Source organism: Bacillus sp. SG20033, from assembly GCF_044570195.1.
GTDB classification, from domain to species: domain Bacteria; phylum Bacillota; class Bacilli; order Bacillales; family Bacillaceae; genus Bacillus; species Bacillus subtilis.
In genome coordinates, this window is the sequence record NZ_CP172606.1 from 2976312 (window position 1) to 2988978 (window position 12667).

The 12667-nt window shown below is 46.0% G+C and carries 12 protein-coding genes; 4 read left to right on the top strand and 8 right to left on the bottom strand.

Translation table 11 applies throughout. From position 1 onward, the window contains the following. Positions 1 to 34: 34 nt before the first annotated feature. From ACFVP7_RS15785 to zapA, 5 genes are all read right to left on the bottom strand, one after another. Positions 35 to 439, bottom strand: a complete 405-nt coding sequence (locus ACFVP7_RS15785) for a DUF350 domain-containing protein (RefSeq protein ID WP_003237674.1) — start codon at positions 437 to 439, stop codon at positions 35 to 37. A 14-nt stretch (positions 440 to 453) separates the two neighbouring features. Continuing rightward, positions 454 to 2811, bottom strand: a complete 2358-nt coding sequence (locus tag ACFVP7_RS15790) for an endonuclease MutS2 (RefSeq protein ID WP_227057833.1) — start codon at positions 2809 to 2811, stop codon at positions 454 to 456. A 20-nt stretch (positions 2812 to 2831) separates the two neighbouring features. Further along, positions 2832 to 4544: a DNA polymerase/3'-5' exonuclease PolX gene (gene polX / locus ACFVP7_RS15795; RefSeq protein ID WP_396582458.1), complete on the bottom strand. Its 1713-nt coding sequence runs from the start codon at positions 4542 to 4544 to the stop codon at positions 2832 to 2834. A gap of 73 nt (positions 4545 to 4617) precedes the next feature. Further along, positions 4618 to 5151: a CvpA family protein gene (locus tag ACFVP7_RS15800; RefSeq protein ID WP_003229537.1), complete on the bottom strand. Its 534-nt coding sequence runs from the start codon at positions 5149 to 5151 to the stop codon at positions 4618 to 4620. A gap of 6 nt (positions 5152 to 5157) precedes the next feature. Further along, positions 5158 to 5415, bottom strand: a complete 258-nt coding sequence (zapA, locus tag ACFVP7_RS15805) for a cell division protein ZapA (RefSeq protein ID WP_003229534.1) — start codon at positions 5413 to 5415, stop codon at positions 5158 to 5160. Positions 5416 to 5548: 133 nt separating this feature from the next. Here zapA and rnhC point away from each other — a divergent pair, with 133 nt between their 5' ends. Next, the gene (gene rnhC, locus ACFVP7_RS15810; protein ID WP_396582461.1) at positions 5549 to 6490 is read left to right on the top strand and encodes a ribonuclease HIII; all 942 of its coding nucleotides are present in this window, start codon (positions 5549 to 5551) and stop codon (positions 6488 to 6490) included. Positions 6491 to 6525: 35 nt separating this feature from the next. Here rnhC and pheT read toward each other — a convergent pair whose 3' ends face one another. Next, complete coding sequence (pheT, locus tag ACFVP7_RS15815) at positions 6526 to 8940, bottom strand: phenylalanine--tRNA ligase subunit beta (protein WP_038429426.1); 2415 nt, start codon at positions 8938 to 8940, stop codon at positions 6526 to 6528. 15 nt (positions 8941 to 8955) lie between these two features. After that, complete coding sequence (pheS, locus tag ACFVP7_RS15820; protein ID WP_004398818.1) at positions 8956 to 9990, bottom strand: phenylalanine--tRNA ligase subunit alpha; 1035 nt, start codon at positions 9988 to 9990, stop codon at positions 8956 to 8958. A gap of 80 nt (positions 9991 to 10070) precedes the next feature. Between pheS and ACFVP7_RS15825 the strand changes: the two genes are divergently transcribed. Continuing rightward, positions 10071 to 10277, top strand: a complete 207-nt coding sequence (locus ACFVP7_RS15825) for a hypothetical protein (protein WP_004398812.1) — start codon at positions 10071 to 10073, stop codon at positions 10275 to 10277. A gap of 66 nt (positions 10278 to 10343) precedes the next feature. Here the strand turns inward: ACFVP7_RS15825 and ACFVP7_RS15830 are convergent, their stop codons facing one another. Then, a complete protein-coding gene (locus ACFVP7_RS15830; RefSeq protein WP_338730659.1) occupies positions 10344 to 11090 on the bottom strand; it encodes an RNA methyltransferase in 747 nt (248 codons plus the stop codon). A gap of 118 nt (positions 11091 to 11208) precedes the next feature. On the opposite strand from ACFVP7_RS15830, the gene sspI reads away from it, so the two are divergent. Both sspI and ACFVP7_RS15840 read left to right on the top strand, forming a co-directional pair. Then, the gene (sspI, locus tag ACFVP7_RS15835; protein ID WP_021480275.1) at positions 11209 to 11424 is read left to right on the top strand and encodes a small acid-soluble spore protein SspI; all 216 of its coding nucleotides are present in this window, start codon (positions 11209 to 11211) and stop codon (positions 11422 to 11424) included. Positions 11425 to 11492: 68 nt separating this feature from the next. Beyond that, the gene (locus tag ACFVP7_RS15840) at positions 11493 to 12599 is read left to right on the top strand and encodes a CdaR family transcriptional regulator (protein ID WP_396582464.1); all 1107 of its coding nucleotides are present in this window, start codon (positions 11493 to 11495) and stop codon (positions 12597 to 12599) included. The last annotated feature ends 68 nt before the right edge of the window (positions 12600 to 12667 follow it).

A 12667-nucleotide genomic window follows, 5' to 3' on the forward strand; every position in this document is an offset into this window, starting at 1 on the left:
CTTTTGCAAGCTTTTCCATCTATTCTCCGTCCCCTTATATTCCGGCTGCCACCACAAATGAAAGCCCGACAGAAATGACAAATGAAATAAAGCCGACAGCCCGGTTATCATTTTCGATTTCCTGATCAATTTTAAACCGCGGAGTCAAAAACTCAAAAATAAAGTAGCTGATCAGAAGCATAACAAACCCGTAAACGCCCCAGCCGATCATTTGCAGCAGCGAATTATGCTGGGAGATGGAATGCTGAAATACGTTTGCGATCCCCAAAATTTTTCCGCCGGTCGCCATTGCCACCGCAAGATTTCCTTTTTGAATCTCTTCCCAGTTTTTATAAGCCGTCACCAGCTCAAACACAGTCAAAAAGAGGACGAGGCAGAGAACCGCGACACTGTAATATGCCGCGATTTCCACAAGCTCGTTTTCCCAAAAATCACTCATGGCCATACTCCCTTTTATTTTAGTTCAACAACCGTAACGCCTGATCCTCCCTCACCTGCTTCACCGAAACGGGAACTTTTGACGCTGCGGTGGTTTTTCAGAAGATCCTGTACGCCTTTTCTTAAAGCGCCGGTTCCTTTTCCGTGGATGATTGACACTCTTGGATATCCGGCTAACACCGCATCATCCAAGTATTTTTCAACCCGGCTGAGGGCATTTTCATAGCGTTCGCCGCGGAGATCAAGTTCAAGCGATACGTGATAGTCCTTTCCCTTGACCGCTGTAATCATTTTTTCTTTTTTTGGCTCCGGAGCTGATTTGATAAACTCCAGATCTTTTTCTTTTACTTTCATCTTTAAAATACCGATTTGAACATTCCATTCATTGCCGCCTGTTTTTTCGAGCAATGTTCCTTTTTGCCCGAAAGTGAGGACTTTCACCTCGTCGCCAGGCTTAAAGTCGCGTTTTTGCGCTTTCGGCTTTTCCGGTTTCTTGGACTTTTCAAAAGCCGGCATAGCGCCTTCTAACCGTTTCTTCGCGTTAATCAGCTCGTGATCCTTGAAGGATTTGTGTTCTTCTTTTATGGAGCGCAATTCATGAATAATGTCCTCGGCTTCTTTCATTGCCGCTTTTACTTTTTCAGCAGCCTGCTGTTCTGCCTCTTCAAGCATTTTGTCTTTTTTGCTGTTAAGCTCGATGATTTGCTGCTGCAGCTCTTTATGCAGTTTTTCCGCTTCTTTTCTGATTGATTCTGTCTCAGAAAGCTCTTCTTCCGCACGTTTTTTGCTTTGTTCCAGCGACGCAATCATCGTATCGACTTCGTTATGCTCGGCCGTCATTTCTGACTTCGCCTGCCCGATGATATGGTCCGGGAGCCCGAGGCGTTTTGAAATTTCGAAAGCATTGCTTCGACCCGGCACACCAATTAAAAGTTTATAGGTCGGTGACAGCGTTTCGATGTCAAATTCAACGCTGGCATTCATGACGCCTTCTCTGTTATAGCCGTACGCCTTCAATTCCGGATAATGCGTCGTAGCTAACACTCGTGCATTGGTGCGATGCACGTCATCCAAGATGCTCATGGCGAGGGCCGCCCCCTCCTGCGGATCTGTCCCTGCACCAAGTTCATCGAAAAGCACAAGGCTGTTTTCATTGACCTGTTCTAAAATGCCGACAATATTCACCATATGGGATGAGAACGTACTTAAACTTTGCTCAATCGACTGTTCATCACCGATATCAGCGAATACGTGCTCAAATACTGCCGCTTCTGACCCTTCATCTGCCGGGATATGAAGACCTGACTGCGCCATTAAGGTTAGCAGGCCTAACGTTTTAAGGGTGACTGTTTTCCCCCCGGTGTTTGGCCCTGTGATGACAATGGTTGAAAAATCGCGGCCAAGCTCGATGTCATTGGCAACAACCTGATCAGGCGGAAGCAATGGATGGCGGGCTTTTTTCAAACGGATAAAGCCGGTGTCGTTCATAATCGGTTTTGTCGCTTTAACCGCTTTTGCATATCTAGCTTTTGCAAAAATAAAGTCAAGCGTCTGCAGCACTTGCAAATCTAGAAATAGCTCCTCTGTATACTCTGCCGTTTTCTCTGTCAGCACACGCAAAATCCGTTCAATTTCTTGCTTTTCTTTCACTTTCGCCTGCTGAAGGGAATTGTTCATATCTACAATCGCCTGCGGTTCAATGAATAGTGTCGCACCAGAGGATGAGGTGTCGTGCACAATTCCTCCATAGCTGGATCTGTACTCCTGTTTGACCGGGATCACAAAGCGGTCATTCCGAATCGTAACAATCGTATCAGACAGCATTTTCGATGCGGAAGAGGAACGCAGCATCGACTCTAACCGGTCTCTGACTCTTGATTCGAGTGTTCTGAGCTGTGTGCGGATTCCTCTTAATGTTTCCGATGCATGATCAAGCACTTCTCCGTGATCATCAATGCAGGAATTAATGTCCCGCTCTAAATCGGACAGCGTGATAAGCTGTTCAGCATGCTGATGGATCAGCGGAATGTCGACACCGTCTTCAGCCATTTGGGTGATAAAATGTTTCATTTGTTTAACTGCATAAAGCAGGCCTGAGATTTCAGTGAATTCAGAAGGACTGAGAACACTGCCGATTTCCGCCCGTCTTAACGCTCCTCTGATATCTACAAGGCCGCCAAATGGCGCTTGGCCTCTCAGCCGGATAATGTCAGAAGCTTCGTCTACTTCATCCAGCTGTTTTTTGATTTCGTCTATAGAAGCAGAAGGCTTAAGCTCGAGAAGCATTTCTTTTCCGAGCGATGAAGCGGCATGCCCAATAACCTGTTCTTTCACTTTATGAAATTCAAGAGCTGATAATACTTTTTGCTGCACGATTGTGTGAGCCTCCTTACTTAATCGTTGCGCTTCAGAAATGCCTCTACGTCTTTAAGCGACCGGGCATTCAGAACGTTTTTCGTTTCCGTCCATCCTTTGCGCGCGGCAGTAACGCCAGTTTTCATATCGTCTAACATCTCAATATTATGGGCATCAGTATTAATCACCAATGTAACCCCTTGTTCGTTTGCTTTCATTAAATGCTCTGTGCGCAGATCAAGGCGCGCAGGGTTGGCGTTGAGTTCAAGCGCCGTATTTGTTTTCCTCGCAAGCTCAATCAGCTGATCAATATCGATTTCGTAACCGGCCCGTCTGCCGATAAGGCGCCCGGTCGGGTGTGCGATAATGTCAACATGCTTGTTTGTCAGTGCCGTCTCAAGCCGTTTCATAATCACGTGTTCCGGCTGATTAAAACTGGAATGAATCGATGCAATAACGATATCCATTTCCGCAAGCACATCGTCATCATAATCGAACGTACCGTCAGGCAGGATATCCATCTCAACGCCTTTCAAAATACGGAAGTTTTCAAACTCCTCATTCAGCGCGTCAATTTCTTTTGCCTGCTGCTTAAGTCTTTCTGCAGTAAGCCCGTTGGCGACCTTTAAATATTGTGAGTGATCGGTGATCGCCATGTATTGATAGCCTTTTTTGATGCAGGCTTCAGCCATCTCTCTGATCGAAAATGCGCCATCGCTCCACGTTGAGTGCATGTGGAGATCACCTTTGATTTGCCCGAGCTCTATCAGTTCAATGCTGTCGCTGTAGGTTTCCACTTCCTGTCCGCTTTCACGAATTTCCGGCGGAATCAGCGGCAGGCCGAAGTGCGCATAAAATTCACGTTCACTCGGAAATGTTTTGATCTCTCCGGTTTCAACTGTCTCAACGCCGTATTCACTGATCCGCTCGCCGCGTTCTTTGGCGATTTGGCGCATCTTAATATTGTGATCCTTTGATCCCGTAAAATGATGGAGTGTTGTCGGAAACTGCTCTTCCGTCACAAGACGGAAATCGACGCTTGTTTCATATTCAAAGGAAAGGATGACGGACACCTTCGTATCTCCGCTTGCGATCACGCTTTTGATGTTTGGCAGCTCAAGAAGCTGCTCTCTTACTTCAGCCGGACGATCTGTAGCAATGATATAATCCAGATCCTTCACCGTTTCCCGCGCTCTGCGGAGACTTCCGGCACGAGAAAATTTGATGATATGCGTAAATTGAGAAAGATGCTCCTCAATTTCCCGCGCGATCCGGAGAGCGTATCCGATCGGGAACCGTTCAGGCTGTTTTCCGGCTTCCCCGAGCGCCTGTAATATTTTTTCTTCCGATTTTTTGCCGAAGCCCGCAAGACCCTGGACCTTTTGCTGCTCACAGGCTTCCTTCAGAGATTCTGCATCGTGTACGCCGAGCTCTTTATACAGCTTTGCGATTTTTTTGCCGCCGAGCCCCGGGAGCTTCAATAAAGGCACGAGTCCTTCCGGCACTTCTTTCTGAAGCGATTCGAGCGTGCTTGACTTTCCTTCATCTATATACTCTTTAATGACGCTGTACGTTCCTTTTCCAATGCCGGACAGCGACATCATATCGTCCATTTCTGATAAGCTTCGGTCGTCCTGTTCCAGAGCTGCCGCCGCTTTTCGGAAGGCGGATACTTTAAACGGGTTGTCCCCTTTGAGTTCCATATAGACTGCAATGGTTTCAAGCAGCCGGATAATATCTTTTTTATGCATATCATAACCCCCAGACGTTCACATATGTTTCCATCATACTTGAAAAAAACTTCTCCGGACAAGAGAAGTTTTTTTATGCCCCGTACTGTGTCCACAGCTCTTGTAGGAGCCCTGACAAGTATGGTGTATGGTTAATGATCACATTTGCGAGAGACGATTGCCCCATCATTTGCTGCAGTGCATCTACCGGCAGAACGGATGCGACATACAGCAGCACAAATGTAAATAAATAGACTTCTAGAAAACCGAGAACGGCGCCCAGCATCTGGTTAATTTGTTTAATCACCGGAATGCCGGCTACAATACTCAGGAACGAGCCGATGATTCTCAGTAAGATTTTAGCAATGATAAATAAAACGATAAACGCAATCGCATTATAGTACGCTGCTTCCAAATTCCCCGTAAAAAAAGAAAGAGCCGGCTGTCCCGCTGAAAAATCGGGTGCGGGAATCCAATGTAAATGCGGTGCCACGTTTTTATAGAATAAAGCCGCAAAGGCAATTGATAAAATAAAGCTCGTCAAGCGGATAAACTGCAGGATAAAACCGCGTTTTAACCCCAGTAAAGTCCCCATCAGGAGCAAGATTAAGATGATGATATCTAGCATAGTTGTTCAATCCTTTTCTTTAAGCTGACGCTCCAGTTTTTCACATTTCTCTTGTAATTTGACATAATCGTGCACCACATTTACCGCTGTCAGCACTGCAAGTTTATTTATATCAAGGTATGGATTTTTTTCATTGATTTCTCTCATTTTATCATCAACAATTCCGGCGACATACCTCATATGGGCTCTGCTTTCTTCACCGACAATCGTGAAGTGCTGGCCGTAAATGTCAACGGTTGTTTTTGTTTTTTTGCCGTCAGACAACGTTTCTCCTCCATTCCGCGAGAATCCTAGTTCTTATCATAACACGTTTATTAAATGAATGGAAAGACGAGCCTCCCGCTGTTATGATACACTGGTATATACAGTGAAAAGTGTAAAAAAAGGAGATTATTACGTGTCCCATTCAGTGATAAAAGTATCGTTGTCTGCTATTGACCAAATGAAAATGACGTACAGCTGTTCGCTTACAGCCTCTGTTCCGCAGGGAGCCGTTTTTCAGGCGAAACCGCCCGGCTGTACCATTACAGCATATCAATCCGGCAAGGTCTTGTTTCAAGGCAAAAACGCTGCGGCAGAATCCGCGCGCTGGGGAACAGCAGAGCCTCAGGAAAAGAAGAAAACGGCCAAAAAGCCGGCTGATCCCCGCTATGCCCCTCCGGCAGATATCGCCGGAATGTCTGTTATCGGTTCTGACGAAGTCGGAACCGGAGATTACTTTGGCCCAATGACGGTTGTATGCGCGTACGTCGACAAAACCATGCTTCCTTTAATGAAGGAACTCGGTGTTAAGGATTCTAAAGATTTAAAAGATCCGCAAATCATCGAGATTGCCCGAAACCTGATCAAAACTATTCCATATAGCCTGCTGGTTTTAAAAAATGAAAAGTATAACAGCATGCAGGAAAAAGGCATGAGCCAAGGGAAAATGAAAGCATTGCTGCACAATCAGGCGATCACACATTTATTAAGAAAATTGGATGGAGTAAAGCCTGAAGCCATTTTGATTGACCAATTCGCTGAGCCAGGCGTCTACTTCAATCATTTAAAGGGCAGAGACATTGTGAAGGAGCGGACCTATTTTAGCACAAAAGCTGAAGGTATTCACCTGGCTGTCGCCGCTGCTTCAATCATTGCAAGATATTCGTTTTTAATGGAAATGGATAAACTATCACGCGCGGCAGGAATGACGCTTCCAAAAGGGGCCGGTCCTCACGTCGATGAAGCGGCCGCCAAGCTGATCCTCAAAAAAGGGGCATCTGCACTCAGAACCTTTACAAAACTCCATTTCGCCAATACGCAAAAAGCGCAGCGCCTTGCTGATAAAAAACGCTCATAGAAAAAAGCTTGCAGATTTCTCTGCAAGCTTTTTTATCAGCCTCTTAAAACAGCTTGATATGTGTCTTCTAACGCTTTCAGCACTTTGCTGTGCGCCTTTGTCACTTCTTCTTCAGTCAGTGTTTGTTCAGGGTTGACATACTGGAGTGAGAAAGCGACTGACTTCTTGCCTTCCTCCATATGTTCGCCTTCGTATACGTCAAAGACGGTTACCTCTTTCAGAAGCTTGCCGCCAGCCTCTTTAATGACGCTCTCGAGCTGGCCGCTCGTGACGGTTTTATCTGTTACAAGAGCAATATCACGTGTCACAGACGGATATTTTGGAATCGCCGTGTAAACAAGCGGTGCTGTTTCTGCTGCGAGCAACGCATGAAGATCGAGCTCAAATACGTATGTTTCCTTTATATCCAGTTCTTTTTCCAATGAAGGGTGGACTTGGCCGATGAAGCCGATCAGAGAACCATTCAATAAAATGTTCGCTGTTCTGCCCGGATGCAGCTGTTTGCGTTCAGACTGTACAAATTCAATGCTGTCTAGGACGTTGAGTTTGTCTAACAGCCCTTCCACAATTCCTTTGACAACAAAGAAATCAACTGGTTTCTTTTCACCCTGCCATAGCTGCTTGCGCCATAATCCGGTAACAGCTCCTGCTACGCGTTCTGTTTCGACAGGTTTTGTGTCCTCTTCCTTCGTTAGGAAAACGGAGCCAACTTCGTACAGTGCAACTGAGTCAGTCTGCCTCGCAAGGTTGTAAGAAACAGAATCAAGCAGATTTGGAACAAGACTGTGTCTGAGAATGCTTCTTTCTTCACTCATTGGAAGCGCAAGCACAGTATTCAGTGATTTTTCAATCGCAAACGCTGCCGCTTTCTTCTCGTTTGTCAGTGAGTAAGTGATGGCCTGTGATAAGCCTGCGCCTTCAAGGAAGCGTCTGACTTTACGGCGTTTTGCCTGATATGGCGTTAATCCGCCTGTAGTTCCCGCTGTCTCAGGAAGCGTAGACGGAATGTTATCGTAGCCGTACAGTCTTGCCGCTTCTTCAATTAAATCCTCTTCTATTGTAATGTCGCCGCGGCGTGATGGGACGGTCACAACGAGAAGTTCATCCGCTTCACCGACCGTAAAACCGAGACGTTTATAAATGCTGATCAGTTCTTCTTTACTGATCGTCAGGCCTAGAACGCTGCTCACTTTGTCAGCAGATACGTGAATGTTATTTGCTTCGATTGTCAGGTGATCTTCCTCAACTGTTCCAGCAAGCACCTCACCGCCGGCATACAGATGGATCAGCTGCGCAGCCCGTTCTGCTGCAAGACGTACGCGCGCCGGATCAATTCCTTTTTCAAATCTTACGCTTGATTCACTTCTCAAACCAAGATCTTTGGAAGCCTTGCGAACCGTCTGCCCGTTGAAATACGCAGCCTCAAGCAAAATCGTTTTCGTATCTTCCTGAACCTCTGACTCTGCTCCTCCCATGACACCGGCAACGGCCTGCGCTTTCGTTCCGTTTGTAATGACAAGGTGATCGGCAGACAGCTTACGTTCTTGATCATCAAGTGTTACGATCATTTCATTCTCAGCTGCTTTTCTTACTACGACTTCCTTAGAGCCAAATCTGTCATAATCAAACGCATGAAGCGGCTGTCCGTATTCCAACAGGACAAAATTTGTGATGTCAACGACGTTGTTGTGCGGACGAATGCCTGCATTCATCAGCTTTGTCTGCATCCAAAGCGGTGACGGAGCAATCGTGACATTTTTAATGATTTTTGCAGTGTACAGCGGGTTCGCTTCTTGATCTTCAATTTTGACTGAAATGTAATCAGACGCTTGTTCTGAAGCAGCCGGGTAATCCGTTTGCGGAAGCTTTACCTCAGTGTCTAAAATCGCGGCAACCTCGTAAGCAACACCAAGCATGTTCATGGCATCCGCGCGGTTTGGCGTTAAACCCAGCTCAAGAATCGCATCGTCAAGCTGTAAAGCCGCTAAGGCATCGCTTCCTGTTTCAGCGTCATTAGGGAATACGAAAATGCCTTCTGCATACTCCTTCGCCACAAGTTTGCTTTCGATACCAAGCTCCTGTAAGGAACAGATCATGCCATTTGATTCTTCACCGCGAAGCTTGGCTTTTTTGATTTTGAAATTGCCCGGCAGCACCGCTCCGACTGTTGCAACTGCGACTTTTTGTCCCTTATCCACATTCGGCGCGCCGCAAATGATTTGTACAGGGGCTTCAGCTCCGATATCCACAAGGCACTTATTCAGCTTATCAGCATTCGGGTGCTGCTCGCGCTCCAGCACATGGCCGATGACAACGCCTTTGATGCCTTCTCCTTTGTATTCAATTCCTTCAACCTCAATACCGGCTCTTGTAATTTTTTCAGCAAGAACAGCCGGGTCCATGCCTTTTAAATCAACATAATCCTCTAACCATTTATAAGAAACAAACATCCTTGCATCCTCCTCTTACGCCTGTTTAAACTGCGAAATAAATCTGACATCGTTTGTATAGAAGTGGCGGATATCATCAATGCCATATTTCAGCATCGCGATGCGCTCAACACCCATTCCGAATGCGAAGCCCTGATATTCCTTCGGATCAAAGCCAGCCATTTTAAGCACGTTCGGGTGAACCATTCCGGCACCGAGGATTTCAATCCAGCCTGTTCCTTTACATACTGAGCAGCCGTTCCCACCGCATTTAAAGCATGTCACATCCACTTCTACTGAAGGCTCAGTAAACGGGAAGAAGCTTGGGCGGAGTCTGATTTCACGGTCTTGCCCGAACATTTTTTTCGCAACAAGTTCAAGCGTTCCTTTTAAATCACTCATGCTGATGTTTTTGTCAACGACAAGCCCTTCAATTTGCATAAATTGGTGAGAGTGCGTCGCATCATCGTTATCACGGCGATATACTTTACCCGGGCAAATGATTTTAACGGGACCTTTGCCTTCATGCTTTTCCATCGTACGTGTTTGGACAGGAGAAGTTTGCGTTCTCATCAAAGTTTCCTCTGTGATGTAAAAGCTGTCCTGCATATCGCGCGCTGGGTGTTCTTTCGGAAGATTGAGCGATTCGAAGTTGTAGTAATCCGTTTCAACCTCTGGCCCTTCCTCGACTGTGTAGCCCATACCGATAAATAAATCTTCAATTTCTTCAATGACAACAGTGAGCGGATGGCGGCCGCCGACTGCAACAGGGTTCCCCGGCAGCGTGACGTCAATTGTCTGTCCTGCAAGCTTCTGTTTCATTTCCTCTTCTTCAAGCTTCTCGTTTTTGTCAGCAATCGCATTGGCAATACGCTCCCTTACTTCGTTCGCGAGCGCCCCCATTTTTGGACGTTCCTCAGCAGAAAGCTTGCCCATTCCGCGCAGCACTTCTGTAATCGGCCCTTTTTTTCCGAGATATTGCACCCGAATATCATTGACAACCTTCAATGAGCTTGCCGCTTCTACTTGTTCTAAAGCTTCTTGTTCCAGCTGTTTTAGCTTTTCTTCCATTTTGCATCCTCCTTTTATGTAAACAAACCGTCATATGTCTTTGGAAAATAAAAAAACCCGTCCCTTGTACAAGGGACGAGTTGTGGCCGCGGTACCACCCTTATTTCAGACAGACTGATGCTGTCGTCAGCTTCATTGACATAACGGAATCAGATTCCGGTTCACCTTTACGCGCAGTGTACGCGGTCCCGGCGACAACTCAAGAGGTGAAGCCAATTTCCGGCTGCGTTAAAAATGCTCTCAGTCAGCGGCATTTTCTCCCTGGAAAGCAGTTGATCAGAAATTGAGGTCCTCTGTCACGGTTTTTGAAATATTATGTTCTATTATAGAGAAATCCAACGCTTGGCGCAACACTATCCTCGCAAGTGATACACGAGGATGGCAGCCGCAACCGCAACGTTTAGTGATTCAGCCTGTCCGTAAAGCGGCACGTACAGGTTCAAATCCGTTTTTTCCAGCAATGCAGCATCCACCCCTGCACCTTCATTTCCTACAATGAGCGCAAAGGATTCAGACTGAGGAATCTCCTGGTAAGGCGCTCCGTTTTGCAGCGCCGTGCCGTATACTTTTACGCCCTCTGCCTTCAATTCGTCCACATATGAAGGCAGGTTTCTTCTCACAACAGGAATATGGAAGTGAGATCCTTGAGCAGATCGCAGTGTTTTTCCATTAAAGGCGTCCGCCGTGCCGTCACCGAGTACAACCGCATCCAAACCGGCCGCATCAGCCGTTCGAATCATTGTGCCAAGGTTTCCCGGATCTTGAACAGCGTCAATCAGCAGCACCTTGCGTGCCGTTGCCAGCTTTTCTTCAGGCATATGGCACACAGCGACAATCTGCTGCGGCGTTTCGGTTTCAGTCACAGCTGAAAACGCATCTTCACTCAGCATATAGCACTGGATACCAGTCTCAAGATCTGAAGGAATCTTCGTTTCATCCTTTACAAGGATTTCTTTCACAATGCCCGGGCTTTTCAACGCCTCTTCAACGAGGTGTTCTCCCTCTATCAGAAATGTATTTGTTTTTGTTCGTTCTTTTTTTGTGTGAAGCTTTTTCCAATCCTTCACTTTTTGGTTTTTTGCCGATTCTATTTGTTTCACTGTCTATGTGGCGCTCCTTTTTTTAACATGATGTTATTATATCGCAAGAACAGCACATAATAAACCAGGTGCAGGGTTAGAATATACGTATTACATTTTAGAAAAAGGAGCGTTTTACATGGATCTTAATTTACGTCATGCCGTCATCTCCAATGTCACCGGCAATAATCAGGAGCAGCTTGAGCATACAATCGTAGATGCGATTCAAAGCGGTGAAGAAAAAATGCTTCCAGGGCTCGGCGTTTTATTCGAAGTCATTTGGCAGCACGCATCCGAAAGTGAGAAAAACGAAATGCTGAAAACGCTTGAAGGCGGATTAAAACCCGCCGAATAAGACATGAAACCGGGTGACAACGCCCGGTTTTTTTCTTATATAATAAAAACATGATGAGGGGGAACGCCATGTTTTTACAGCCGTTATTAGCGAAAAAAATTATTGCTGAAGTTAAAAAAATGTACGAACGTGAAGTCATTATTGTAAACACGGACGGTCTTATTATGGCAGGCACAAACGATGAGCGTGTCGGACAATTTCATGAGGGAGCGCTTATCTGCGCAAAAGAAAGACGCAGCGTGATTATTACAAAAGAAGATGAAACAAGGTTAAAAGGAGTGAAAGCAGGCATAAACCTCCCTGTATTTTTTGACCATGATGTGATCGCCGTCTTCGGGCTGACAGGTGAGCCTGCAGAGATTCAGCCATTCGGAGAACTGCTTCGAAAAATGACAGAGCTGTTCATTAAGGAATCACGGCATTTAGAGCAATCCCAGTGGCGTGAGAGAATGCTGGAGTCCTTTATGATCGATTGGCTGCAATTAAAGGAGTGGTCTCCCAGTTTTCTTGAGAAAGCTCAGCTTCTTGGTGTTGACCTTTCCTCCCGGCGCCAAATGATTCTTATTCAGGGGTATGAGTGGTCACGTCATGATATTGAAAAAATGTCACGCATCTGGAAATCATCGTACCCTGCGGATTTGTTCATCAGGTGGGGAAATGAACGGATCTTGATTAATCATGAAGTGCCGCAGCATGAACAAAGGGATCGGCTTTTACGGAAGATCCTTCACATTTGTTCGTTTGCCAATACCGCAAGCAGCCAATATACAGCAGCTGGCGCCGGAAGGGCTGTCGCAAGCTCCAGCCTGACAGATTCATACGAGCAAGCGGAAAAAGCGCTGGCTGTCAGCCTTAAGCGAAAAACGCCCATATTTGAAGAGGATCTGAAGCTTGATATGTGTCTGACGGAGATCAGCCCGGGAACCCGAAATGAATTTCCGCAAAGAGTATTAGGAGAGGCGCTAGAGCATCAGGAACTTATGAATACGATACGGACTTTCTTTCATCACGATTTGTCTTTGAAACAAACCGCAGAAGATATGCATATTCATATCAATACATTGCGTTATCGTCTGGCTAAGACTGAACAGCTGACGGGTTTACATTTTAACCGTACCGAGGACATCGTCACGATGTACGTTGCACTCTATTTTTTAGATCAAGATACAAAATAGAGAGAGTTTCAGTTTCATTTTTTGTATATTTCTCCATGGAAGGCTTTGCTTTTTTTCTTTTACAATAG